The sequence below is a fragment of the Nocardia sp. CA-290969 genome, from assembly GCF_050936135.1.
In the GTDB taxonomy this organism is placed as follows: domain Bacteria; phylum Actinomycetota; class Actinomycetes; order Mycobacteriales; family Mycobacteriaceae; genus Nocardia.
Map to the genome: position 1 here is coordinate 7,804,860 of NZ_JBNJNJ010000001.1, position 25,439 is coordinate 7,830,298.

A 25,439-nucleotide genomic window follows, 5' to 3' on the forward strand; every position below is an offset into this window, starting at 1 on the left:
GGGTTGTGCGCGCAGGTCACCGTTGACGTGGCGAATCGGTGGTCGATCGGTAGTTCAGGGGGTCGGCGCAGGTGGCCGTCGCGGGTTCGCTGCCAGCTCCCACGCCCGCGCGAAGCGCAGCAATGCGAGCTCCGACAGCGGCCGGCCCAGGACCTCCAGTCCGACCGGCAGCCCTGTCTCGGTGAAGCCGGCCGGGATGCTCATCGCCGGCAGCGAGGTCTGGGAGGCGATCACGGTGTTCGTCGGAAAGTCCAGGGCGGTCCAGCGTTTCGCCTCCAGTTCGGCGCGCGTGGGGGCCGGGACCTGAACCGTGGGATAGACCAGGAAGTCGACGCCCGCCTGGGCCATCATCGCGACGAGGGTGCGTCGCCATTCCTCCTGACGCAAGCGTCCGCGCAGGTAGGCGGGGTCGTCACCGGGATCGTCCGGGCCGGAGACGAGGTCGCCGAACAGATCGGTGAGCGGGTGGAAACGTCCGGCCGCGACGATTTCCTCCACCGATCCGGCGGGTGCGCCGGGGCGCTGTGCCAAGAACTCGTTGATGTCCTTCTTGGAACAGCGGGTGTAGAGGGAGGTCTGCTCGATCCACGAATCCAGGTTCCCGAGACGCAGTCCGTCGATCACTTCGGTGCCGAGCCGGCCGAGCCGGTCGATCGCCGACCGCACGACGGCGTTCGTCATCTCCTGATCGGCTCCCGCACCGAATGCGTCCGCGAGCACTCCGATCCGGAAGGTACGCAGCGCGTCCGCGTTCACCTCGTCGAGCGCGGCGGCATAGTTTCCGACGTCGGGGTCGGTTGTCGCGATACCGGTGTACGGGTCGGTGGCGTCGTACCCGGCGATGACGTCGAGGACCGCTGCCAGGTCGGTGACCGTACGTGCCATCGGCCCGGGCGTGTCCTGGAAGTGCAGTAACGGCGAGAAGCCGGTGCGGGGAATGAGCCCGGTCGTGACTCGCAGGCCGAAAAGGTTGGTGAAGGAGGCCGGTAGCCGGATCGATCCGCCGGTGTCCTCGCCGATACCGACGAGGCACAGGTTCGCGGTCACCGCCGCCGCCGTCCCGGCGCTCGAACCTCCTGCCTCCCGGTCGGTGTCATAGGGGTTCTTGGTGTGGCCGGTCCGCGAGGAGAAGGAAAACCAGCCCGCGGCGAAATCACACATGGCGGTCTTGCCCAGGATGACCGCGCCCGCGTCCCGGAGCCGTCGCACGACCGCGGCATCGACGTCGGGGACGTAATCGGCGAATACTTCGGACCCGAACGATGTCGGTATACCGCGTGTTTCCCCTTGGTCCTTGACCAGGACCGGAACACCGTGGAGCGGTCCGGCGAGCTTGCCCGTGCGTGCGTACTGCTCGTCCAGACGCGCGGCCTCTCGGAGGGCCGCCGGGTTGACCGTCACCACCGAGTTGAGCTGGAGGCCGTCCGGATTGCCGGCCGAGTCGATATCGTCGATCCTCCTCAGGTACCAGCCGGTGAGTTCCGCGCTGGTCGTCTCGCCGCGCTCGACCATGCGGTGGTACGAGTCGACAGACAGTTCTTCGTAGTTCGTGGTGGTCTCGTTTTCCGGTTCGCGGGGGGCGCCGAGTGCGCCGACGATGGCCTCCGCGGTTGTTTCGATGTGATGCCGGGTGGCGTCGAGAAGCTCATCGAGTTTCCGGTCGACCATCAGCCGGAACATGTGTTCGTGGTCCTGCCGCGCGTCGTCCAGGTTGTGCGGCGCCGTGGCGTAGATCGCCATGTACGGCTGGATTCGGTCCCAGATGTTGTGGATCAGTTCGATGAGGTACCGGCTCTGGGCGTGGCCGTACAAAGTCTGATGGAACTTGCGATTGAGTTCCCGCCATAGATCCGGTGCGATGCCGGGGTCGCCCATCTCGTCGAGGACCGTGCGCATCGCGGCAATGCCGTTGTCGTCGAGACGGATCAGCGCCCACTCGGTGGCGAGTAATTCCAGTGTCAGTCTGATGGCGAACAGCTGACGGATCTCGTCCGCATCGAGTGCCGTCACCGTGACCGCCCGCCGATCGAACGCGACCAGCCCTTCGAATTGCAGGCGCTTCAACGCTTCCCGGGTCGGCATGGTCGAGACTCCGGCCGACTGTGCCAGCGACCGGATGGAAATCCGGGTCCCGGGCTTGATGCGCCCTTCGAGAATCCGGCGGCGGACCTGCTGATACACCGATTCCGCCATTGTCCGTTCCGACGAATCGACGGTCATGTGATATCACCTCACCTTCACATCCCGTCGTGATCACACTCTGGGAAGTTTGGCGGGGCGCCATGTCGCGACTGTTCGGTTTGCGTTACAGCTCGATGACCGAGCCGCGGGTGCCGCGGACAGATGCCGCGCGTCAGAGGAGAACTCGGTGTTGCCGCGTCGCCCGAGCAGCCGCGGCCGACGTCGCCGCTCAGGCAGAACGGCATGTCGCCGCGTACTACAAGGACGGCGACTACCGGTTTCGGGATCTCTCGCGGCACACCCGGCAACTGCGCCGAACAGGCGGTTGCTCGACCGGATGCGCGTAGAGCGCGAGGTGGGGTGCCCGGACCGATCTCCGGCCGGGGCTGTTACTTGCGCAGCGTCCGGACCAGCTTGCCCACCGTCGCCGGATCGGGGGTCGCGGCGGCCTTGCGGCTCTCCTCCTGGTCCGAGAGCGCGGCGGCCGGGTCGATGACGTGGGTGTGGCGGATCGAGGTGTCCGGGTCGGCGAAGGCGGCGTAGGTCTTGTCGCCGAGGAGGGTGTGCAGGAGATAGCCGGTGAGGAGGGCGCGGGTGGCGCGGGCCGTCTTCGGTTCGTGTTTGCCGCCGCCGAGAGCGGCCAGCAGGCGACGTCCCTCGGCGAGGCCGTTGTGGCCGGCGCCTTCGAGGGTGCGCAGCACGACCGGGCCCGACCAGGCGGCGGCCAGGGGGACCGCGTTGGAACCGAGGGAATCGATATCGGACACGCCGGCCAGGACGAGGGCGGGCGCGTCGATACCGGACGCCACCGATTCGGCGGGCGGTGCGGTGGGGGCCGGGAAGAGTGGGGTGACCGCGGCCACACGGCGCTGGGCGGCGGCCAGGACGGCGGCGCCGGCGCCCATGCCGTGGCCGGCGAGGGCCAGGCGTTCGGGGTGCACGGTCAAGGTGCCGTCGCCGAGCCGGACGCCGGTGCAGATATCGAGCGTGGTGAGCAGGTCCGTGGCCAGATTCAAGTGGGAGGCCAGGGGGCCGCGTTCGGTGTCGGGAGCGGCGGCGACGATACCCCAGGACGCGAGGTGTTCCAGCAGCGTGCCGTAGTTGCCGGCGCCGTTGAGCCAGCCGTGGCCGAAGGCGACGGCGGGTAGGTCGCGGCCGGTCTCGGGCGTGTACACCACGCCGGGCTGACCCGCGATCGCCAGGTTTCCGCGCAACACCCGGTGCGGGCCACGGCTGGTCAGAGTGCTCAGAAGTGATTTCACAGACGCCGACACGACGAGAACGTTAGCCGATAAGTACTCTGGTGAGCCATGTGCGGAATCGTGGGGTACGTCGGGTACCGGGACGCGTTGGGCGTCGTCGTCGCTGCCTTGCGCCGCATGGAGTACCGAGGTTACGACTCCGCGGGCGTGGCGATTCTCGACGGCGCCGGGCATGCCGCCGTCGAGCGGCGCGCCGGGCGGCTGAGCAATCTGGAAGCGGCGCTGGACGCCGCGGGGCCGGGCGTGTTCGCCGGGACCACGGGAATGGGACACACCCGGTGGGCCACCCACGGCGCGCCGAACGACCGCAACGCCCATCCGCACCAGGATGCGAGCGGCAAGGTCGCGGTGGTGCACAACGGCATCATCGAGAACTTCGTCCCGTTGCGGCGTGAACTCGAGGACGCCGGGGTCGAGTTGCGCAGCGAGACCGATTCCGAGGTCGCCGTGCACCTGGTGGCGCGGGCCTACGCCGACGGTCCGACCGCGGGCGATTTCGAGGCCAGTGTGCTGGCGGTCCTGCGGCGGCTCGAGGGCGCGTTCACCGTGGTCTTCACCCACGCCGACCATCCGGGCACCATCGTGGCCGCGCGGCACTCCACCCCGCTTGTTGTGGGCGTGGGCGAGAACGAGATGTTCATCGCCTCCGACGTCACCGCGTTCATCGAGCACACCCGCGAAGCGGTCGAACTCGGCGAGGGCCAAGCGGTGGTGATCACCGCCGGCGGTTACCGGGTCACCGATTTCCACGGTTCCACCGACGATGTGCATTCCCGGCCGTTCACCATCGACTGGGATCTGGCCGCCGCCGAGAAGGGCGGCCACGACTACTTCATGCTGAAGGAGATCGAGGAGCAGCCCGGCGCGGTCGCCGATACGCTCATCGGTCACTTCGACCACAGCCCCAGCCGGGCGGGGCGGATCGTGCTGGACGAGCAGCGCCTCTCCGACCAGGAACTCCGCGATGTGGAGAAGGTTTTCGTGGTGGCCTGCGGCAGCGCCTACCACTCCGGCCTGGTCGCCAAATACGCCATCGAGCACTGGACCCGGCTGCCCGTGGAAGTGGAGCTGGCCAGCGAATTCCGCTACCGCGACCCCGTACTGGACCGCTCGACCCTGGTGGTCGCGGTATCGCAGTCGGGCGAGACGGCCGACACACTGGAAGCCGTCCGGCACGCCAAGAGCCAGAAGGCGCGGGTGCTGGCGGTCTGCAATACCAACGGTGCGCAGATCCCGCGTGAAGCCGACGCGGTGCTCTACACCCGGGCCGGGCCGGAGATCGGGGTGGCCTCCACCAAGGCGTTCCTCGCCCAGGTGACGGCGAACCTGCTGGTCGGGCTGGCGCTGGCGCAGGCGCGCGGCACCAAGTACCCCGACGAGGTGGCCCGCGAGTTCGCCGAGCTGGAGGCCATGCCGAAACTGGTGGACCGGGTGCTGGAAACGGCGCCGCAGGTGCGGGCCATCGCCCGGCAGCTGGCGCGGGAACGGACCATCCTGTTCCTCGGCCGGCACGTCGGCTACCCGGTGGCGCTCGAGGGTGCGCTCAAGCTCAAGGAGCTGGCGTACATGCATGCTGAGGGTTTCGCGGCGGGTGAGCTGAAGCACGGGCCGATCGCGCTGATCGAGGACGGGCTGCCGGTGATCGTGGTGATGCCGTCGCCGAAGGGTCGCGGGGTGCTGCACGCCAAACTGGTCAGCAATATCCGCGAGATCCAGGCGCGGGGCGCGCGCACCATCGTCATCGCGGAAGAGGGCGACGATCTGGTGCGGCCGTTCGCCGACGATCTGATCGAGATCCCGTCCGCGCCGACCCTGTACCAGCCGCTGCTGTCGACGGTCCCGCTGCAGATCTTCGCCGCCGAGGTGGCGCAGGCCCGCGGCTACGACGTGGACAAACCGCGCAACCTCGCCAAATCGGTGACGGTGGAGTAGGAGTACACCCACTCCGTTACGGGCGAGCCGGGCCGCGGCAACCCGCGCGTTGGGTGCGAAGCGGACTGGATGCCGCATGCGCCGCGACGGGATTCATGCGCCGGTGGATCGGCCGCGCCGAACGGGATGCCCGCTACGCAACGCTACGGCGCGGGGTATCGCGAGGCCGGTGAACGCACGGTCGCCGTGAGCGAGGCATTCGGGATGCGGCCTGCGCGCGACCCGATGAGCCGGGAAGACGTGCAGGCAGTCGAGCGGCTCGGCGTGATCCCGAGCGGGTGGGAATCAGGCTTCTTCGACGGTGATCGTCCCGCGCATATCGGGGTGGATCGGGCACAGGTAGCGGTATTCGCCGGGCGCGGTGAAGGTGTAGCTCCAATCGCCCACCTCGAACAGCGGGCTGTTGAGGCCCATCGCCTTGTCGCCGATACCCTGCACACCGTGCGGCAGATCGCCGTCGAAATGCCAGGACACGGTATCGCCCGCGGTGATGGTGATCTCGGCCGGCGAGAAGGCGTCCTCTTCGACGAAGACGGTGATCGTCGCCTCCGGATGCTGCGGGGCATGGGTGCCCGACGCCTCGGTTCCGGGTGCGGCGGGATCGTCCGATCCGCAACCGGTCAGCAGGGCCGCCACGAGGGTGAATCCGCCGGCGGCGGCCAGTGCGGCACGGTGAGGTCTGGGCATGGTCGCCAAGCGTAGTCTGCTGGCGACGTGACCCGTCGAGTGCGGAGGTATGTCCGGTGACCGAGCTGTCCGGCTATTACACGGCCGATGAGGTGCGCGCGGCGGAGGCCGAACTGTTCACCCGGGTGCCCGCGGGCGTTCCGATGCGGCGGGCCGCCTACGGTCTCGCCGGGGTGGTGGCGGCCGAACTGCGGTCCCGCAGTGGCGGAGTGGCGGGCCGGAAGGTGGGCCTGCTGGTGGGGTCGGGGGACAACGGCGGGGATGCGTTGTGGGCGGGGTCGATGCTGCGCCGCCGGGGCGTGGTGGTGACGGCGGTCCTGTTGAATCCGGAGCGGGCGCATGCGGCGGGGCTGGCTGCCTTGCGCAAGGCCGGGGGCCGGATCTGTACCGACTCCGCTGCGGCCGTCGGGGGATTGGCCGGCGCGGAGCTGGTGGTCGACGGAATCGTCGGCATCTCCGGCCGGGGACCGCTGCGTCCCGCCGCGGCGAGAATTGTTGCGGAGTCGGATGTTCCGATTATCGCTGCCGATCTGCCCAGCGGTGTCGACCCGGACACCGGGGCGGTCGAGGGTCCCGCGGTACAGGCGGCAGTCACCGTCGCGTTCGGCGCCCGAAAACCGGTGCACGCGCTGGCCGCCGCCCGCTGCGGACGAATCGAACTGGTGCCCATCGGGTTACGTCTCCCGGCCCCGCGGCTGGCCGCCCTGGAGCCTGCGGCGGTGGGTGCGGGCTGGCCGGTTCCCGGCCCGGCGGACGACAAGTACACGCAGGGAGTCGTCGGGGTGCACGCCGGCAGCGAAACCTACCCCGGTGCGGCTGTGCTGTGCACCGGGGGAGCGGTGGCCGCGACTTCCGGGATGGTCCGGTATATCGGGAGCGCGGGCCCGGCCGTCCTCGCGCAGTACCCCGAAGTGGTCGCGGCCCCCGACCTCGGCGCCGCCGGTCGAGTGCAGTCCTGGGTTTTCGGGCCGGGCTCCGGGACCGATCGCACCGCACGCGACCGTCTCGCCGAAATTCTGGCGACCGATCTACCGGTCGTGATCGACGCAGACGGGCTGACAATGCTGGCCGAACAGCCCGAACTGGTTCGTGGCCGCCGAGCTGCCACCGTCCTCACCCCGCACGCGGGCGAGTTCCGCAGACTCACCGGCGAGGAGCCCGGTCCGGACCGCGTCGCGTCCGTACGCGACTTCGCCGAATCGTGGCAGGTCACCGTCCTGCTGAAAGGGCGGTCCACCCTCGTGGCCGAGCCCGGGGGGCCGGTACTGGTCAACGAGGCAGGCGGCTCCTGGGCCGCGACGGCCGGTGCCGGTGATGTGCTGTCGGGTGTGCTCGGCGCCTTGCTGGCGGCAGGCCGGAAGCCGGGCTGGGCAGCGGCCGCGGCCGCCCGGGTGCACGCGATGGCGGCCGAGTCGGCGGCATTCGCTATGCGTCCGGACGCGTACGCCGCCGCACCGATCTCGGCGACCCCGCTGCTGCGTCACCTGCCCCGCGCCATCGCGGCCGTGCGGTCCCTCCCGGTCTGAGCCGGTCCCGCACCCTGAGCGTGCCCGGCGGCCTGGGGAGATGGCAGTATCGACAGGTGTGAATGGGCAAGTGGAGACGATCGTCGATCTGGATGCCATCGCACACAACGTGGGCGTCCTGCGGGCACACGCCGGCGATGCCGCGGTGATGGTGGTGGTGAAGGCCGACGCCTACAACCACGGCGCTGTCGAGGTCGCGCGGGCCGCGCTGGCGGCGGGCGCGGCCGAACTCGGGGTCACCACGGTCGACGAAGCGGTGGCACTGCGGGCCGCCGGGATCGAGGCACCCATCCTGTGCTGGCTCAATGTGCGGGACGCCGATTACGCCGCGGCGATCGCCGCCGATATCGAGCTCGGGGTCTCCTCGCCGGAACAGCTGGACGCGGTCGCCGTGGCCGCCCGGAAGCTGGGACGGCGCGCCATCGTCACGCTGAAGGTCGATACCGGGCTCAACCGCAACGGCGTCGATCCGGACAACTATCCCGTGGTGCTCGCGGCACTGCGAAGACTCGTCGACGAGCAGGTCGTGCGGTTCCGGGCGATCTTCTCCCACCTCGCCCATGCCGACGAGCCGTACAACCCGGTGATCGATGTCCAGCGCGACCGCTTCCTGGAAGCCATCGCTACCGCCAAGGAGTACGGCCTCGAACCGGAACTCGTGCATCTGGCGAACTCCGCCGCCACCCTGACCAGGCCCGACCTCGCGTTCGATATGGTCCGCCCCGGGATCGCCGTCTACGGGCTGACCCCGGTGCCGGAGATCGGCGAATTCGATCTGCGTCCCGCCATGACCTTCCAGGCCGAGGTGGCGCTGGTCAAACGGGTGGCCGCGGGCGAAGGTGTTTCCTACGGCCACGAGTGGATCGCACCGGCCGATACGACCGTGGCGCTGATCCCGGCCGGCTACGCCGACGGGGTGTTCCGCCCGCTGGGCGGCCGCATGGAGGTGTGGGTCGGCGGCCGGCGCCGCCCGAACCGCGGCCGGGTGTGCATGGATCAGCTGGTGGTCGACCTCGGCGACAACAGCGAGGGGGTCGCCGAAGGTGATTCCGCGATCTTGTTCGGGCCCGGTACCCACGGTGAACCGCGCGCCCAGGACTGGGCGGACCTGCTCGGCACGATCCACTACGAAGTGGTGTGCGCGCCGCGCGGGCGGGTACACCGCCGGTATCGGGGAGGAGAACGGTGAAACCACGAACGACCCTGCTACGCGGGGGCTTGGCCACGGCCGGTGTGGTGGCCGCCATGGCGGGTGTGCACGCACTGCGCCGGGCCGGTGCGAAAGTGCTGTGGCCGCCGGTGCGCGACGAGTACCGGGACGAGAATTTCGCGCTGATCGATCTCGACCGGGCCGGTGAGGTGATCGCCGACGACGGTGTGTGCCTGGCCACCCGCGAATGGGGTACCGGCGATGCCGAGGCGACCGTGGTTTTCGTGCACGGTTTCTGTAACAGCATGGAGTCCTTCCACTTCCAGCGCCACCATCTCGCGCAACGCTGGGGTTCGCGACTGCGGATGGTGCTGTTCGATCTGCGCGGGCACGGGCGGTCGGGGACACCCGAGACCGACAGCTGTACGGTCACCCAGCTCGGCCGCGATCTGCTCACGGTGATCGACGCCAAGGCGCCACGCGGCCCGTTGATCCTGGTCGGGCATTCGCTCGGCGGGATGGCGGTGCTGGCCGCCGCCGCCCGTGCCGGCGATCTGTTCGCGCAGCGGGTGCGGGCGGTGGCGCTGCTGTCCACCGCCGCCGCGGAGGTGACCTCCGCCGGGATCGGGCAGCTACTGCGCAACCCCGCGATCGACGGTTTCCGCCTGGCGGTACACACCGCGCCGGCGCTGGTGCAGGCCGGGCGGGTCACCGCGCGGCAGATCATCACCCCGATCCTGCACGTGAGCTCGTTCCACGGACCGGTGAGCCCGACCCTGTCCCGGTTCACCACCATGATGATCGACCGGACACCCGTGGAAACCGTGGTGAAGTTCCTGAAGGCCATCGAATTACACGACGAGGCCGCGGCTCTGCCGGTGCTACGCGATATTCCGGTGCTGGCCCTGGGCGGCAGCCGGGATCTGGTGATCCCGTTCCGGAATTCCCGGATGCTGGCGCGGGAATTGGCCGATTGCGAACTCGTCCGGCTGCCGGAGTGCGCGCATATGCCGCAACTGCAGTACCCGGAGGAAACCAACGCCGCCCTGGACCGATTGCTGGTGCGCGCCGGTGTGGTCGGCGCGGACGATCGGTACGAGGCCACCGGTGGGTGAGCACCGCGAGCGCGGCGCACGCGAACTGCCGACCGTGGCCGACACCGAGACACTCGGCCGCGAACTCGCCGCCGGGCTGCACGCGGGTGACCTGGTGGTGCTGGACGGGCCGCTGGGCGCCGGGAAAACCGCACTCACCCGCGGTATCGCCGCCGGCCTGGGGGTCGGCGGCCGGGTCAGTTCGCCGACCTTCATCATCGCCCGCCGGCATCCCCCGGGGCAGCGTGCGGACGGCCCGCCGGTCGCGCTGGTGCACGTGGACGCCTATCGGCTGGGCGGCAGCCTCGACGAACTCGACGCCCTGGACCTGGACACCGAACTCGACGACGCGGTCGTGGTGGTGGAATGGGGCAGCGGTGTGGTCGAACGGCTGACCGGCCGGCATCTGCTGGTCCGGATGTCGCGCGAACCGGAATCCGAAGTGCGCACGGCGACTTGGGAGTGGGTGGCCACCGCCGCCGACGAGTAGCCGTGCGCCACGGCCGTGTGCGGTCCGTCACCCGGTATCGTGGACCAGATCATGCTTGCACTTGCTGTCGACACCGCGACGCCTGCCGTCACGGCGGGACTGGTCGAGCTGGAGCAGGCGGCGGCCGGTGCGAACAGCCCGGGCACTGCCCGCCCGCGGACCCTCGCCGTCCGGACACTCGTCGATGCCCGCGCCCACGCCGAGGCGCTCACTCCGCAGATCCTGGAATGTATCGCCGAGGCCGGGGTCGCCCGTACGGATATCGCGGCGGTGGTCGCCGGTATCGGTCCGGGTCCGTTCACCGGCCTGCGCGTCGGGATGGCCACCGCGGCCGCGTTCGGCGATGCGCTGGGTATCCCGGTGCACGGTGTATGCAGTCTGGACGCGCTCGCCGTCGACTGTGCCGAGGAACTCGGTCCCGGCGACGAACTACTCGTCGTCACCGATGCGCGCCGGCGCGAGGTGTACTCCGCGCGTTACCGCGACCGCGGTACCCGGCGGATCGCCGGCCCGGATGTCGGCAAACCCGCGGATCTGGATCCGGCCGGTGCCACACGGGTCGCGGGTTCCGCCGCCCACACCGCCCTGTTCGACCTGCCCGCGCTGCCCGTGCAGACACCCTCGCCGGCCGGGCTGGTGCGGGTGGCGGCGGCCGCGCTGCTGTCGGGCGCGGCACCCGAGCCGCTGGTTCCGTTGTACCTGCGTCGCCCGGACGCGGTCGAACGCAGTTACCGCACCCTCGACCGGATGGGAGCGTGACGATGACGATTCGTATCCAACCCATGGAGCCGGCCGATATCGCGGGCTGTGTGGAACTGGAGCAGCTGCTGTTCCCCGAGGACGATCCGTGGCAGGCCGTGTCCTTCCATTCGGAACTGGCCGCCGGCTACAACCGCTACATCACCGCCCGCGACGAATCCGGGAAGATGGTCGGCTACGCGGGAATCGCGCTGCTCGGTGACGCCGAACATCCGGAAGCCGAGGTGCACACCATCGGGGTCGACCCGGCCTGCCACCGCGCCGGTATCGGCACCGTACTGCTGGAGGCGCTGCTCGCCGAGGCCGGGCGCCGCGGCGGGCCGGTGTTCCTGGAGGTGCGCACCGATAACGCGGCCGCGATCGCCCTCTACGCCAAACACGGTTTCCACATCATCGGCCTGCGCAAGAACTACTACCACCCCAGCGGCGCCGACGCCTACACCATGCGTCGCCCCGCCCTGGAAGACGTTCCCGCGGGCGTGATCCCGCGTACTCCGGACGAGGTGCTGTCGTGATCGTCATGGGGATCGAGAGTTCCTGCGACGAAACCGGCGTCGGGATCGTGCGCCGTCACCCCGACGGCACCTGTGAACTCCTCGCCGACGAAGTCGCCTCGAGTGTCGCCGAACACGCCCGCTTCGGCGGTGTGGTTCCCGAGATCGCCTCCCGCGCTCATCTCGAAGCGATCGTGCCGGCCATGCGGCGGGCCCTGTCGGCCGCCGGTATCGTCGCGCCCGACGCCCTCGCGGTCACCATCGGACCCGGTCTGGCCGGTGCCCTGCTGGTGGGTGTGGCGGCCGCGAAAGCCTATGCGGCGGCGTGGGATATCCCGTTCTACGCGCTGAACCATCTCGGTGGGCACGTCGCCGTGGACACCCTCGAGCACGGCCCGATGCCGCCTTGCGTGGCCCTGCTGGTATCCGGTGGGCATACCCATCTGCTGCACGTCACGGATCTGTCGCAACCGCTGGTCGAACTGGGCAGCACCGTCGACGACGCCGCGGGCGAAGCGTTCGACAAAGTGGCGCGGTTACTGGGGCTCGGTTATCCGGGCGGTCCCGCGCTGGACGCCGCCGCGGCGACCGGCGATCCGTCTGCGATCGCGTTCCCCCGTGGTATGACCGGCCCGCGCGACCCTCGCTACGATTTCTCCTTCTCCGGCCTGAAAACGGCGGTGGCCCGCTATGTGGAAGCCCAACACCGGCAGGGTGTCGAAGAGTTGCCGATCCCCGATATCGCGGCCTCGTTCCAGGAGGCGGTCGCGGATGTGCTGACCATGAAGGCGGTGCGCGCGGCCCAGGATGTCGGCGTGGATACCCTCGTGCTCGGCGGTGGCGCCACCGCGAACACCCGTATCCGGTCGCTGGCCCAGGAACGATGCGCCGCGGCGGGTTTGACGCTGCGCATCCCGAAACCGCGGCTGTGCACCGATAACGGTGTGATGATCGCCGCGCTGGGCGCGCATGTGATCGGTGGCGGTGCCGAGCCGTCGCCGCTGTCGGTGGCCAGCGATCCGGGTCTGCCGGTCTCGGTCAGCCAAGTGAGCTGAACGGCTCGCCGCGGGCCGGTTTCAGCAAAACGCTTCCTAACCGGAGGATCCGGTGCCGGGCAGCCCCGGAGCGGGCAGTGGAGGCGTGACCTGGAACGTCGTCTCGGTGCTCTGGGTGCCGTTGTCCGGGGGCGCGTCCGAGGTCGAGGGGGAATCCGGGGACGGTTGTTCCGGTGCGGGTGGGGGCGGTGCGAGCGCACCCGGACCCAGTCCCTCGGGGAACGGGATCGGCGGAAGGTTCGGATCCGGGCGCAGGGTCGGCTGGGACGGTGTTGTGGAGGTGGGACCCGAGTCGGTCGTGGTGGTCGGCCCGGTGGACGGCGAGGAGGGCTCACCGCTCGTGGACGGTGCCGCGCCGGTGCTCGGTTCGGTGGTCGCCGGCGCTTGGTAGGTCGGCTCGTCGGTCGGGGTGTAGGCGCCGTCGTCCGGCTCCTCGATCGGCTGCGGATCTCCCTGGGTGGTGATCGGCGCCTCGGGCGTGGTGGGGGCGGCCGAGGTGGTCGTGGGCGGCAGCTGGGCGCTGCTGGTGGTGCCCGCGGGGGAGACCTCGTCGTCGGAGCTGGGCTGACCGGTGTTCATTCCGTACCCGACGATCAGCCCGACCACCACGATGGCACCGGCGACCGTGCCGAAGGCCTTCAGCAGGGTGTTGCCCGATTTGTCGGGCGCCAGCGCACCGATCGGCGCGCCGGATCCGGCGGTATCGGCCAGCAGCGCGGCGCCTTTGGCGATCACGGCGTCCGGATCCGGGACGGTGAGTACGGGCAGGTCGAGTTCGCTGCGCAGGGTCTCCAGCACAGCCGGGATATTCGCGCCGCCGCCGATCACCACCACCGCTTCCGGGGCGCGGTCGGACAGGCCGAAGGTCATGGTGGTGAATCGCGCGAGCTCCCGCAACAGCCCGGCGGTGAGCAGTTCGAAATCGGGGCGGGTGAGTTTGAGCGGCCGCCCGGCGATGTGATCGATGGTGACGGCCTGGGTGACCGACAGATGCTCCTTGGCGGTCCGCGCCCGGTTCACCAGCACGCTGCGATTGGGCCGGGTGCCGCGGCGGGCGTAGTGCTGATCGACCAGATGCCGGTAGAGCAGCTCGTCGATCGCGCGCCCGCTGACCGTGGTGCTGCGCGCGGAGTGCAGCACCGTATCGTCGGCCGGGTCGGCCACCGAGACGGTGCACCCGGAGGCGCCCAGATCGATCACCGCCACCGTGCCGTAGCGGTCGACCAGGCCGGTATCGCGCAGGAAGGTCAGTGCCGCGGTGGTTTCGGGGACCAGCCGCGGCTCCCGGTGCTTACCGGTGGCCATCCGGATGGCCTGTGCCTGTTCCTTACCGCGGTAGGCCACGGCGACCCCGGTCGGCGGGCGTTCGGCGACGACATCGAGGCCGGAGGTCCGGGGAGCGGGAACATGCGGGCCGAAAACGGCTTCGGGTGGATGGGTCGCGGGGAGCTGGGTCGTCATCAGCTCGATCGACGACGCGACGAGATCGCCGAGGTCGGAATGGGCGTCGGCGGAGACGACCCGGTAGTCGAATTTCCGCGCACCGTTGGTCGCGGTGGTGACCAGTGCGGAGCACACCACTTCGTTCCCGGCGGAGATGCCGAGCGACGTACGCATATTCTCTTCACCTCCCTTCGAGCGGAACCTCGTCGTTCGCGCCGGCCGGTCCGGACATGGGCCGAGGCTGTCCGCGGAACCACCGCCGTCTGCGGGGAGCGGTGGTTCCGCGAACAACCATCACACATGGTGCCACGATCTGTTATGGGAACGTTACAGAGTCGGAGAATCATTGGGAAGCCCTGTTTCTGTAGGGCTACCCGCCTTTTCGGGGTCTCAACCCGGCGACCAGCGGCCTCGGTTCGGTGGCGTCTTGGTGACAGCAAGATCATTTCGAGACCCGAACCGGTGTGTTGGCACCGCCCGCCCTTGAGCGCTGGCACTCTCATGTATAGAGTGCTAGCTGGCACCGATTGTTGCCCGGTGCCAGGCTTGACTACTGAGCAGGCGGTCCCGGCACCCGCGACGACGGGGCTGTGCGCAGGGTCAGCATCGTGACCGAATCGATGGTCCGGGACAACAGTTCCGGACGACCGTTATCCCCTGAAAGTGGAGGGCTCAACGTGGCGAGCGTGAACATCAAGCCGCTCGAGGACAAGATCCTCGTCCAGGCCAACGAGGCCGAGACGACGACCGCCTCCGGCCTGGTCATCCCCGATACGGCCAAGGAGAAGCCGCAGGAAGGCACCGTTGTCGCCGTCGGCCCCGGCCGGTGGGACGACGAAGGTGAAAAGCGCATCCCGCTGGATGTCCAGGAGGGCGACACCGTCATCTACAGCAAGTACGGCGGTACCGAGATCAAGTACCAGGGTGAGGAATACCTGATCCTGTCCGCGCGCGACGTGCTGGCTGTCGTCGGCAAGTAATCCGACTGCCGCGCATGCGTTCCGCCCCGGTGTCGAAATCTGGCCCGGGGCGGAGTGCGTTGTGCCACACAACTCGAAGCGCACCAGATACAGGAGCGAAGACATATGGCAAAGCAGATCCAGTTCGACGAGAAGGCTCGCCGGGCACTGGAGCGCGGTGTCGACAAGCTCGCCGATGCGGTCAAGGTCACTCTCGGCCCGCGCGGCCGGCATGTGGTGCTGGCCAAATCGTTCGGCGGCCCCACCGTCACCAACGACGGTGTCACCATCGCGCGTGATATCGATCTCGAGGACCCCTTCGAGAATCTCGGCGCCCAGCTGGTCAAGAGCGTCGCCACCAAAACCAACGATGTGGCCGGCGACGGCACCACCACCGCCACCGTGCTCGCCCAGGCCATGGTGCGCGGCGGACTGAAGAACATCGCGGCCGGTGCCAACCCGATCGCCATCGGCGCGGGCCTGGCCAAGGCCGCCGACGCGGTGTCCGAGGCCCTGCTGGCCGCGGCCACCCCCGTCAACGGTGAAAAGGCGATCGCCCAGGTCGCCACCGTCTCCTCGCGCGACGAGGAAATCGGCGAGATGGTCGGCAAGGCGCTCACCACCGTCGGCAAGGACGGCGTGGTCACCGTCGAGGAATCGTCGACCATGCAGACCGAGCTGGTCGTCACCGAGGGCGTGCAGTTCGACAAGGGTTACCTCTCGCCCTACTTCATCACCGATCCGGACAGCCAGGAAGCCGTGCTCGAGGATGCGCAGATCCTGCTGCACCGCGAGAAGATCAGCTCGCTGCCGGATCTGCTGCCGCTGCTGGAGAAGATCGCCGAATCCGGTAAGCCGGTGCTGATCATCGCCGAGGACGTCGAGGGTGAGGCACTGTCCACCCTGGTCGTGAACTCGATCCGCAAGACCCTCAAGGCCGTCGCGGTCAAGGCGCCGTTCTTCGGCGATCGCCGCAAGGCGTTCCTCGACGATCTGGCCGTCGTCACCGCCGGTACGGTGGTCAACCCCGATCTCGGCATCAATCTGCGCGAGGCGGGCCTCGAGGTACTGGGTTCGGCCCGCCGGGTGGTCGTCACCAAGGACGCCACCACGATCGTCGACGGTGCGGGTACGCAGGACGATATCGCCGCCCGCAGCGCCCAGCTGCGCCGCGAGATCGAGGCCACCGATTCGGATTGGGATCGGGAGAAGCTCGAGGAGCGGCTGGCCAAACTGGCCGGCGGTGTCGCGGTGATCCGGGTCGGCGCGGCCACCGAGACCGCGCTCAAGGAGCGCAAGTACCGGGTCGAGGACGCGGTCAGCGCGGCCAAGGCCGCGGTCGAGGAGGGCATCGTCCCCGGCGGCGGTACGGCACTCGTGCAGGCGGGGACCAAGCTCGACAGCCTGATCGCCGGCCTGTCCGGTGACGAGGCCGTCGGTGCCGAGGTGCTGCGCGGTGCGCTGAAGGCGCCGCTGTACTGGATCGCCTCCAACGCCGGCGTCGACGGCGCGGTCGTGGTGAGCAAGGTCGGGGAGGGCAAGGAAGGCTTCAACGCCGCCACCCTCACCTACGGCGACCTGCTCACCGACGGCGTCGTGGACCCGGTCAAGGTCACCCGTTCGGCCGTCATCAACGCCGCTTCGGTGGCGCGGATGGTGCTCACCACCGAAAGTGCCGTGGTGGACAAGCCGGCCGAGGAGGAAGACGATCACGGGCACGGTCACGCCCACTGATCCGATCCGCCGGCCGGTGCCCGGCCGATACCGGTAGGAACACAGAGAACGGGCCGTTCACATTCTCCCTGGAATGTGAACGGCCCGTTCTCGTAGCGGCCGCCGCTCGCGGATCGGCGGGGCGGCCGCCATACTCTTCTTCAACCGCAGCAGCCCGTCTCTGATCCGGGATTTGACCGTCGGCAGGCCGATCTCCAGCTGGCGGGCCACCTCCGCGTACGTTCGCCCGTCGTAGTAGGCGAGCGAGATCGCCTCCCGCTGGGTCTCGGTCAGCGAGCGCAGGCCCAGCACCACGGCCTGATGGTCGAGTTTGCGCTCGACCTCCTCGATGACCTCGTCGTAGTCGTGCCCGAGTACCCGCGCGCCGTAGGCGATTTCCCGCTGGGTGTGTGCCTGTTCGGCGCGTACCCGGTCGACCGCGCGGCGATGCGCGAGCGTGAGCAGCCAGGTCACCGCCGAACCGCGGGCCGGGTCGAAACTCGCCGCGGTACGCCAGGTCTGCAGGTAGACCTCCTGCGTCGTCTCCTCGGCGAACCCCGAATCCTGTAGCACCCGCAACACCAGACCGAAGACCCGCGTGCGGGTCCGGTCGTAGAGTTCGGCGAAAGCCTCGGCGTCCGAATGGCCACAGCGCTGCAACAGCGCTGAGAGCTCGATACTCTCCTGTGTCATCGGTCATAACAATAACTCCACGCTATGACCGAGACCGTATGCGGCCCCGGGGAAGAGGCGTCCGCGCCGTTCCCGATGCTGCGAGGTTGCCCGGCGGTGCGATCCCGGCGGTACTCCCACCTCGGCCGATGCGACCGAGCGTGGATTACACCGCCATGCGGCGGCGGTTGCGGCGCGCGTGCATCTCGCGTTCGGTTTCCGACATGCCGCCCCAGATCCCGTAGGGCTCACTGACCTTCAGCGCGTGTGTCCGGCACTGCATGAGAACCGGGCAGGTCCGGCAGATTTCCTTGGCGCGCATCTCGCGGGCGGCACGGGCCCGGCCGCGTTCGCCGTCGGGATGGAAGAACACCGCCGAGTCCACACCACGACAGGAACCGCGCATCTGCCAGTCCCAGACATCGGCGTTCGGTCCGGGAAGGTGGGTGGGCATGGGCATGGGTTGAACTCCTCGTAGACGCGAGCTCGTCGGCATTGTCGAGCGAGTAATGGGTCAACTTCTCGGGTGGTGCCCGGCGTTCCGGGGAACGCGCAGACCGCCGGCATCCGATGCGATTTTCGCCCGGCGCCGTTCGTGGCGATGAGTTACGTTAGGGGCATCGGGGAAATTCCGTCAACAGTTCGGCGCGCTGATTTGTCGGATATTTTGCGCCGTGAATTTAACCCAAATGGCTGTTTACTTCCGCTAATCTTCGGGCGATACTGTGTGGTTGCCCCGTTGCGGGACCTCGGCTGTCGTCGGTGCTGGTCGGCGTTTTCGCAGGTAACGCGGAATAGCTGAGGGCGGGCGAACGGTCCGGACCGGAAATTCCCGGACGCTCCCGGATCGTCCCGGGAGTTGTATCGCCCATCTCGGTACGATTACAGGTGGCCGCGGGACGGCTTCCAGGTTAATTAAGCGAAACGTCGCAGAATTCGATGCGCATCCGCTCATGGATTGCTCGGCGGAGTTTAACCTGATCGAAACACGAGTGATTCTATTAATGCTGAAAGATTGCTGAGGCCCGGGCCTCGAGCCGTTGTGCGTGATTTCGCTTCGGCCGGCCCGGCCGGGCCTCGGTACAGTGCACCGGTGTCCGCCCCGGTTCTCCCCTCCGAAGCCCCCTTCTCGCCGTTCGCCGACCTCGCCTTCGGTGCGTCACCCACCCGGTCCGCTACCGAGTTGCCGGAGCCGCGTGCGGCTCTCGAAATATGGTGGCAGGCCGTCGCGCTGGGTGGCACAGGACACTACGCGGCCGCCCGGACGGCGCTGTACCGGCTCCGCACGGCCACCACTGATCCGGTTCTGCTCTCACTCGCCGCGTCCACCGAAGGTTCACTGCGGCGACAGCTCGGCAGGCATGCGCGGGCCGCGCGCGACGACGGTTACGCCGCCGCCCTCGTCCTGCCCCGGCTGCCCGCCGGCGCCGCGGGCGGGCACCCCGCCGCGGGCGCTACCGGCGGCCGGGGGTACCACCGCGCGCCGGATCTCCTCGACGCGGCCGCCGACGCATTGACCGGTCTGGCCGCCGACGCACTCGGAACCGGCCGCCTCGCATTGGCCAGGAGGCTGCTCGACCGCTGTGCCGCGCTACTGGCCGGCGCCGGGTGGGTGACGGGGCCGGCCGCGAATGGGGCACCGGCGGAGCAGTTCGGCGCAGACAACGTGGACCGCTCTCGCGCGCTGGTCCGGCTGCACTGGGTACGAGCCGAAACGGCACTCGCCGGTGGGCAGGGGCAACAGGCGCTGGCGGACGCGGAGGTCGCGCGGGACCTGGCCGAGCGCGGACCCTCGATTCGGCACCAGGTGAAGTCGCGGCTGCTGGTCGCCGCGGCGACCGCGGTGACGGGAGATACCGGGCGGGCCGCCGAACTCGCCGCACTGGTCGACCACCAGTGCCGGGAATCCGGCCTGCTGCCCCTGCGATGGGCATGTGCCATGTTGCGGACCGGCCTGCCGGCCCCCGCCGCGGACCCTGTCGCAGATACCCGCGCCGCCGCGCTGGCCGACGCCACCGCGTGTCGTGCGCTCATCACCCGGCGTGGCGGGCGATTTCACGACAGCGGAACGTAACCCAGGTTCTACCGTCTCGACCCGCGCGCGCGACCGTGTCCTATTGTTGATCCCGTTCCGCTGGACCGGCGGAAGCACCGGCCGCACCCGGCCGTGCCACTTTGTAACGCCAGGAAATCCGCTGACGATGACGCACACGGGCGAAGAGATGGACCGCGCCGTCGCCGCTGCTGCGCAGGGTGACAGGTCCGCTCTAGCTCAGGTACTGGAGATGGTCCGCCCGCTGGTGATGCGCTATTGCCGCGCGCGGATCGGTGCCGCGGAGCGTGGACAACTCTCCGCGGACGACGTCGCGCAGGAGGTCTGTCTAGCGGTCATGACCGCCCTACCCAGGTATCAGGACCAGGGTCGGCCGTTCATGGCCTTCGTATACGGAATCGCTTCGCACAAGGTCGCCGACGCCCATCGCAACGCCTCCCGTAACAAGGCGGAGGCGATGGCCGAAGTACCAGATGTCATATCCACCGACCACGGGCCGGAGCAGCGAGCTCTCGAATCCGAACAGAGCCGGCAGATGAACACTCTGCTGGCGACGTTGCCGGAGAAACATCGGGAGATCCTGATCCTGCGACTGGTGATGGGTTTGTCAGCGGAGGAAACCGCGACCGCCGTGGGCAGTACGGCGGGAGCGATACGGGTCGCCCAGCACAGGGCGCTCGCAAAACTGAAGGCACAAGTGGCGAGGGCAGGTGAAATATATGGCTAGGGATGGCGGGCGCGGTCGGGGCGACAAACGGGCGCGGCGCGTATCGCGGAACACCGATCCCTATGCCGAGGGCTCCGGTGCCGGGTCCGAACCGGTCGATATCAGCGCGGTTCGTCGTGACGACGAACTGATCGACGCTATCGCCCGGGGCGGGCCCATCCCCACCGAGAGCACCGAGGAGCTCCAGCTGGCGACATTGCTGGCGGATTGGCGAGCCGAGATCGTGGCGCCGCCCCTACCGGGCGCACCCGATCTGGATACGGTCGTCGCGGCGGTGAATCAGGAGATCGGTGCCCGGGAGGCGCGGATCAGCGCACAATCCGGTGGGCGGTTGCGGCTGCTACGGCCCATCGCGACCACGGCGGCCGCGCTGGCGCTGGTGTTCGGCGGACTTTCGGTGTTCTCGTATCAGGCCGAACCCGGCGACGCCCTGTGGCGGGTCAAGGAAGTGGTCTTCAGCGAACAGGCCCAGAGCACCGTGGTGCAGTACGCCGACGACGATATGGCCGCCGCGCAGGCGCTGCTCGAGCAGGACAAGCCCGATCAGGCGAAGGCCCGGCTGGAACAGGCCGCGGAGAACGCCACCAAGGTCGACGATCCGGTCAAGCGCAACGAGCTCGTTGCCCGGTGGCGCGAACTGCTCGACCAGGTCGGCAAGGTCGCGCCGGAGATCGCCGCCCAGCTCGAGGAGAAGGCGCCCGCGCCGGACCCGGAGGCGCCGGTGAAACCGGTGACGCCCGGAGGCACGTCCGAACGCCCCGGTGCCACCGTGACCACGGCTCCCGCGCCCGGCGAGTCGCTTCCGATGGAGGTGCCCGGCAGCCCGGGGGGTGACCGGCCGACCGCGCCGGATGCCACCGCACCCGACCGGCCGGCTCCCGAATCCCCGGCACCCGACCGGCCGGGACCCGATCGTCCGGGGCCCGGTACGGATTCCCCGGACACTCAGGCGCCCGATACGACCGCTCCAGATATCGCACCGGATACGACTGTCCCGGAAGCCCCTGGCCCGACCACACCGGAGGGCCCAGGGGCGGACTCGGTGGAGCCGACCGTCCAGGTTCCGCCGTCCACGATCAGCTCGCCCGGCCCGGTCGAACCGCCCGCCCCGCAGCTCCCGCAGACGGGAGTGCCGTCGGTCCCGCAGCAGCAGGTCCCGACGACCATCGTTCCGGGCCTGCCCACGAACTGAGTAGGGATCCGCCCGGCGATCGGCCGGCTCGGCGGCTCCGGATCAACGAATACGCGAATGGCCGCTCCACCGAAGTGGGGCGGCCATTCGCGTATTCGTGGTCTGGAGATCCGTGGTCGTCCGGGGCTGTGCGTTGCGACCGGGTACGGACACCGAAAAATCGATCGGCCGTCCGATAGCGGCCGATCACGCCGGTCCGGCCGACTCAGCTGTCGAAAGCGTCGAACCCGTCGCCGTGAAACGCCTCGTTCATCGAGGCATCGGCGTAGCCGCGGCAATAATCCCAGGTGACGTACGCTTCCGGAGTCGGATCGTAGGCGGGCTCGTGCGGGCGGACGGTGCCGTCGACCAGGAGTTGTAACAAATTGGCGCGGAGCATATCCCAGTCGTGGTAGTGATCCTGCCGACAGTCCTCGCAGCTCACCACCAACCCGCGGATACCGCGGTGGGCCAGTAGCGCCTCGTAGACTGCGAGATCGGCGAGATCCTCTTCGACCGCAAGGCGCTCATGAGGATCCAGCGGCTCCCCCGGCTCGATGGCATCGAGCGCGGCGGACGGGTCGGCGGGGTCTCCGGCGAACGGATCCGGCGGCAAGCCAGGTGGTAGATGGTCACGCACATCCCCACGGTACGCAGAACAGGGTGGTCTGCGCCAGCCGTCCGCGCCGTCAGTTTCACCGATGGTCTCGATCGATCGGCCAGAACCCTCAGTTGATCGGCCGTCCGGCCGGACCGATACCATGGTGTCGAGCGCTGACGAGCACCCGTTCACCCGGTCCCACGGCCTGGTTGTATCGAGCCGGCGCCGCAAAGTTCGTTCCCAGTAACAGTTCGCTTTCGGGGCCGTTATATCCCGATAGCGCTGCCGACGTCCAGGAGGGGTCGATCCGAATGAGTAATCCCGTACCGGGCGAGCGCGTGATTGTCCGCCCTCCTACGGGTGGTGACGATCCGAACAAGATCGCCATGCTCGGCCTCACCTTCGACGATGTGCTGCTGCTTCCGGCGGCGTCGGATCTCATTCCGAGCTCGGTGGAGACCTCGAGCCTGCTGACCCGCGAGGTCCGGCTGCGGACGCCGCTGGTCAGTTCCGCGATGGATACCGTCACCGAGGCCCGGATGGCGATCGCCATGGCCCGCGCCGGCGGGATGGGTGTGCTGCACCGCAACCTCTCGGTCGCGGACCAGGCGGGTCAGGTGGAAACGGTCAAACGGTCCGAGGCCGGTATGGTCACCGACCCGGTGACCTGCCGCCCCACCGATACCCTCGCCGAGGTCGACGCCATGTGCGCCCGGTTCCGGATCTCGGGCCTGCCGGTGGTCGACGAGAAGGGCGCGCTGGTCGGCATCATCACCAACCGCGATATGCGTTTCGAGGTCGACCAGAACCGCCGCGTGGCCGATGTGATGACCAAGGCGCCGCTGATCACCGCCCGGGAGGGCGTCACCGCGGAGGCCGCGCTCGGCTTGCTGCGCCGTCACAAGGTGGAAAAACTCCCCATCGTCGACGGTGAGGGCCGGCTGCGCGGGCTGATCACCGTCAAGGACTTCGTGAAAACCGATCAGTACCCCGACGCGACCAAGGACCGCGACGGCCGATTGCTGGTCGGCGCCGCGGTCGGGGTCGGCGACGATGCCTGGTCACGCGCCATGACCCTGGCCGACGCGGGGGCCGATGTGCTGATCGTCGATACCGCGCACGGGCATCAACGCCAGGTGCTCAGCATGGTCAGCAAGGTGAAGGCCGAGGTCGGCGACCGGATCCAGGTGATCGGCGGCAATATCGCCACCCGGGCCGGCGCCGCCGCGCTGGTCGAGGCCGGTGCCGACGCGGTGAAGGTCGGGGTCGGTCCCGGCTCCATCTGCACCACCCGCGTGGTCGCCGGGGTCGGCGCCCCGCAGATCACGGCGATCCTGGAAGCCGTCGCGGCCTGCGCGCCCGCGGGTGTCCCGGTGATCGCCGACGGCGGTATCCAGTTCTCCGGCGATATCGCGAAGGCCATCGCCGCCGGTGCCTCCACCGTGATGCTGGGTTCGCTGCTCGCCGGTACCGCGGAATCGCCCGGCGAACTGATCCTGGTCGGCGGTAAGCAGTTTAAGAGCTACCGCGGGATGGGTTCCCTTGGCGCGATGCAGGGCCGGGGGCAGGCCAAGTCGTTCTCCAAGGATCGGTACTTCCAGGACGATGTGCTGGCCGAGGACAAACTCGTCCCCGAAGGTATCGAGGGCCGGGTGCCGTTCCGCGGTCCGGTGAACCAGGTGATCCACCAGCTGGTGGGCGGGCTCCGCGCCGCCATGGGTTACACCGGCGCGCAGAACATCGCCGGGCTGCAGCAGGCCCAGTTCGTCCAGATCACCGCGGCGGGTCTCAAGGAGAGCCATCCCCACGACATCACGATGACCGTCGAGGCTCCGAACTACACCGGCCGGTAGTCGCAGCGCGCGCTCGCCGAGGGTACGCGCGGGCCGGTCGGTGCCGGTCCCGCGTGCCCGGCTCGGCGAGCAGCGTCCGCCGGGCGCAGGCGTGGGTGCGCGGGGCTGTTCGGGGTCGGAGAGACCGGTCCCCGCCCGCTGGAGCCCGACGGAGACGGTGTGGAGAGAGGCAGCTTGCGCACTGAGTGCGCAGCCGTCTGGGTTCGGTTCTACGACGGTGTGTAAGGTTTAGTCGCAATACGCGAGTTCACCAGGTGAAACGCAGAGACGTCGGTGCCGAGTCCTACGAGGCCCGCAGTGGTCGCGCCGCGTCGTTTCGAAACCGGGCCCACGCCGCAGGCGCAGGTCCCGGGATCGACGGACGACGCCGAGGGCCGCAGCCCCCGCGCCGCAGGTGGCGGCGCCGAAATACAGGAGTTTTCGTGCGCGATATGGTCGAGATCGGTATGGGTAGGACGGCTCGCCGGACCTACGAGCTGGACGATGTCGATATCGTTCCCTCGCGCCGGACCCGTTCGGCGAGCCAGGTGTCACTGGCCTGGCAGCTCGACGCCTACCGATTCGATATCCCGTTCCTGACCCATCCGACCGATGCCCTGGTGTCCCCGGAATTCGCCATCGAGATAGGGCGGCGCGGCGGTCTCGGCGTGATCAACGGTGAGGGGCTGTGGGCGCGGCACGCCGATGTCGGGGCCAAGATCGATCAGTTGCTCGAACTCGCCGACAAGGGCAGCTACCAGCGTGCGGTCGCGTTCCTGCAGGAACTGCACGCCGCGCCCATGCAGCCCGATCTGCTGGCGGCGGCGGTCGCCCAGGTGCGGGCCGGTGGAGTCACCGTCGCGGTGCGGGTGAGCCCGCAGAATGCGCAGGCTCTCACCCCGGGGCTGCTGCAGGCCGGGATCGACCTGCTCGTGGTGCAGGGGACCATCATCTCGGCCGAGCACGTGGGTGCCGGTGAACCGCTGAACTTGAAGACCTTCATCGCCGAACTCGATGTTCCGGTCGTCGCGGGCGGGGTCAGCGATCATCGCACCGCGCTGCATCTGATGCGCACCGGTGCCGCGGGTGTGATCGTGGGTTACGGCTCGCAGCCCGGCGCCACCACCACCGGCGAGGTGCTCGGTATCGGGGTGCCGATGGCCACCGCGATCGCCGACGCCGCCGCCGCCCGCCGCGACTACCTCGACGAAACCGGCGGTCGCTATGTACACGTGATCGCCGACGGCGATATCAACACCTCCGGGCAGCTGGCCAAGGCCATCGCCTGCGGTGCGGATGCCGCGATGCTCGGGGCGCCGCTCGCGATCGCCGCGGAAGCGCCCGGTCGTGGCTGGTATTGGCCCTCGGCCGCCGCCCATCCCTCGGTGCCGCGCGGCTCGCTGCTGTCGCTGGACGAGCCGTGGGATCTCGCCGACGAACTGCTGCTCGGCCAAGCCCGCCCGGCGCCGGTGCGGCCCAGCCTGGAACAGTTGCTGACCGGTCCTTCCGACGATCCGTTCGGCTCGCTGAACCTGGTGGGTGGCCTGCGCCGCTCGATGGCCAAGGCCGGCTACTCCGACCTGAAGGAATTCCAGAAGGTCGGCCTCAGCGTGCGCGCCTGAGCCCAAGGGTATGGGC

The 25,439-nt window shown here is 69.1% G+C and carries 22 protein-coding genes; 15 read left to right on the forward strand and 7 right to left on the reverse strand.

Features of this window, described 5'->3' with window-relative positions:
- Positions 1-54: 54 nt before the first annotated feature.
- On the reverse strand, positions 55-2,220 hold the full coding sequence (locus ACQEVO_RS35655) for an amidase family protein (RefSeq protein WP_432922037.1): 2,166 nt from the start codon (positions 2,218-2,220) through the stop codon (positions 55-57).
- Positions 2,221-2,570: 350 nt separating this feature from the next.
- The gene (locus ACQEVO_RS35660) at positions 2,571-3,455 is read right to left on the reverse strand and encodes a hypothetical protein (protein ID WP_432922040.1); all 885 of its coding nucleotides are present in this window, start codon (positions 3,453-3,455) and stop codon (positions 2,571-2,573) included.
- A 36-nt stretch (positions 3,456-3,491) separates the two neighbouring features.
- Here ACQEVO_RS35660 and glmS point away from each other — a divergent pair, with 36 nt between their 5' ends.
- On the forward strand, positions 3,492-5,375 hold the full coding sequence (glmS, locus tag ACQEVO_RS35665; RefSeq protein ID WP_432922042.1) for a glutamine--fructose-6-phosphate transaminase (isomerizing): 1,884 nt from the start codon (positions 3,492-3,494) through the stop codon (positions 5,373-5,375).
- 285 nt (positions 5,376-5,660) lie between these two features.
- Here glmS and ACQEVO_RS35670 read toward each other — a convergent pair whose 3' ends face one another.
- Positions 5,661-6,062: a cupredoxin domain-containing protein gene (locus tag ACQEVO_RS35670; protein WP_432922045.1), complete on the reverse strand. Its 402-nt coding sequence runs from the start codon at positions 6,060-6,062 to the stop codon at positions 5,661-5,663.
- A 65-nt stretch (positions 6,063-6,127) separates the two neighbouring features.
- Between ACQEVO_RS35670 and ACQEVO_RS35675 the strand changes: the two genes are divergently transcribed.
- Genes ACQEVO_RS35675 through tsaD form a run of 7 tightly spaced genes read left to right on the forward strand, consistent with a single transcriptional unit; the run spans position 6,128 to position 12,630 of the window.
- A complete protein-coding gene (locus ACQEVO_RS35675; protein WP_432923372.1) occupies positions 6,128-7,588 on the forward strand; it encodes an NAD(P)H-hydrate dehydratase in 1,461 nt (486 codons plus the stop codon).
- Positions 7,589-7,628: 40 nt separating this feature from the next.
- Positions 7,629-8,777, forward strand: coding sequence for an alanine racemase (alr, locus tag ACQEVO_RS35680; protein ID WP_432922048.1), 1,149 nt, complete (start codon positions 7,629-7,631; stop codon positions 8,775-8,777).
- Between the two features lie 56 nt (positions 8,778-8,833).
- Positions 8,834-9,853: an alpha/beta fold hydrolase gene (locus ACQEVO_RS35685; RefSeq protein ID WP_432923375.1), complete on the forward strand. Its 1,020-nt coding sequence runs from the start codon at positions 8,834-8,836 to the stop codon at positions 9,851-9,853.
- On the forward strand, positions 9,846-10,322 hold the full coding sequence (gene tsaE, locus ACQEVO_RS35690; RefSeq protein WP_432922051.1) for a tRNA (adenosine(37)-N6)-threonylcarbamoyltransferase complex ATPase subunit type 1 TsaE: 477 nt from the start codon (positions 9,846-9,848) through the stop codon (positions 10,320-10,322). Before ACQEVO_RS35685 ends, tsaE begins: the two co-directional genes overlap by 8 nt.
- Before the next feature lie 51 nt (positions 10,323-10,373).
- On the forward strand, positions 10,374-11,081 hold the full coding sequence (gene tsaB / locus ACQEVO_RS35695; protein ID WP_432922054.1) for a tRNA (adenosine(37)-N6)-threonylcarbamoyltransferase complex dimerization subunit type 1 TsaB: 708 nt from the start codon (positions 10,374-10,376) through the stop codon (positions 11,079-11,081).
- A gap of 2 nt (positions 11,082-11,083) precedes the next feature.
- Complete coding sequence (rimI, locus tag ACQEVO_RS35700) at positions 11,084-11,596, forward strand: ribosomal protein S18-alanine N-acetyltransferase (protein ID WP_432922057.1); 513 nt, start codon at positions 11,084-11,086, stop codon at positions 11,594-11,596.
- The gene (gene tsaD / locus ACQEVO_RS35705; RefSeq protein ID WP_432922060.1) at positions 11,593-12,630 is read left to right on the forward strand and encodes a tRNA (adenosine(37)-N6)-threonylcarbamoyltransferase complex transferase subunit TsaD; all 1,038 of its coding nucleotides are present in this window, start codon (positions 11,593-11,595) and stop codon (positions 12,628-12,630) included. Before rimI ends, tsaD begins: the two co-directional genes overlap by 4 nt.
- Before the next feature lie 36 nt (positions 12,631-12,666).
- On the opposite strand, the gene ACQEVO_RS35710 is transcribed toward tsaD, so the two are convergent.
- Entirely contained in the window at positions 12,667-14,247 is a 1,581-nt protein-coding gene (locus tag ACQEVO_RS35710) for an Hsp70 family protein (RefSeq protein WP_432922063.1), read from the reverse strand.
- Between the two features lie 503 nt (positions 14,248-14,750).
- Here ACQEVO_RS35710 and groES point away from each other — a divergent pair.
- Complete coding sequence (gene groES, locus ACQEVO_RS35715; protein ID WP_030522227.1) at positions 14,751-15,053, forward strand: co-chaperone GroES; 303 nt, start codon at positions 14,751-14,753, stop codon at positions 15,051-15,053.
- Between the two features lie 105 nt (positions 15,054-15,158).
- Entirely contained in the window at positions 15,159-16,766 is a 1,608-nt protein-coding gene (gene groL, locus ACQEVO_RS35720) for a chaperonin GroEL (RefSeq protein ID WP_432922066.1), read from the forward strand.
- Positions 16,767-16,823: 57 nt separating this feature from the next.
- Here groL and sigK read toward each other — a convergent pair whose 3' ends face one another.
- Together sigK and ACQEVO_RS35730 are read right to left on the reverse strand one after the other, a co-directional pair.
- A complete protein-coding gene (sigK, locus tag ACQEVO_RS35725) occupies positions 16,824-17,438 on the reverse strand; it encodes an ECF RNA polymerase sigma factor SigK (protein WP_432922069.1) in 615 nt (204 codons plus the stop codon).
- A 145-nt stretch (positions 17,439-17,583) separates the two neighbouring features.
- The gene (locus ACQEVO_RS35730) at positions 17,584-17,877 is read right to left on the reverse strand and encodes a WhiB family transcriptional regulator (protein ID WP_280398463.1); all 294 of its coding nucleotides are present in this window, start codon (positions 17,875-17,877) and stop codon (positions 17,584-17,586) included.
- 633 nt (positions 17,878-18,510) lie between these two features.
- Between ACQEVO_RS35730 and ACQEVO_RS35735 the strand changes: the two genes are divergently transcribed.
- The 3 genes from ACQEVO_RS35735 (at position 18,511) to ACQEVO_RS35745 (ending at position 21,389) form a co-directional block, all read left to right on the forward strand.
- Complete coding sequence (locus ACQEVO_RS35735; protein ID WP_432922073.1) at positions 18,511-19,491, forward strand: hypothetical protein; 981 nt, start codon at positions 18,511-18,513, stop codon at positions 19,489-19,491.
- A gap of 127 nt (positions 19,492-19,618) precedes the next feature.
- Complete coding sequence (locus ACQEVO_RS35740; protein ID WP_432922076.1) at positions 19,619-20,197, forward strand: sigma-70 family RNA polymerase sigma factor; 579 nt, start codon at positions 19,619-19,621, stop codon at positions 20,195-20,197.
- Entirely contained in the window at positions 20,190-21,389 is a 1,200-nt protein-coding gene (locus tag ACQEVO_RS35745) for an anti-sigma-D factor RsdA (protein WP_432922079.1), read from the forward strand. The genes ACQEVO_RS35740 and ACQEVO_RS35745 overlap by 8 nt, the downstream gene beginning before the upstream one ends.
- Positions 21,390-21,594: 205 nt before the next feature.
- On the opposite strand, the gene ACQEVO_RS35750 is transcribed toward ACQEVO_RS35745, so the two are convergent.
- Entirely contained in the window at positions 21,595-22,008 is a 414-nt protein-coding gene (locus ACQEVO_RS35750) for a DUF5319 domain-containing protein (RefSeq protein WP_030522220.1), read from the reverse strand.
- 272 nt (positions 22,009-22,280) lie between these two features.
- Between ACQEVO_RS35750 and guaB the strand changes: the two genes are divergently transcribed.
- Together guaB and ACQEVO_RS35760 are read left to right on the forward strand one after the other, a co-directional pair.
- A complete protein-coding gene (guaB, locus tag ACQEVO_RS35755) occupies positions 22,281-23,822 on the forward strand; it encodes an IMP dehydrogenase (RefSeq protein WP_432922082.1) in 1,542 nt (513 codons plus the stop codon).
- 422 nt (positions 23,823-24,244) lie between these two features.
- Complete coding sequence (locus tag ACQEVO_RS35760) at positions 24,245-25,423, forward strand: GuaB3 family IMP dehydrogenase-related protein (protein WP_432922085.1); 1,179 nt, start codon at positions 24,245-24,247, stop codon at positions 25,421-25,423.
- The last annotated feature ends 16 nt before the right edge of the window (positions 25,424-25,439 follow it).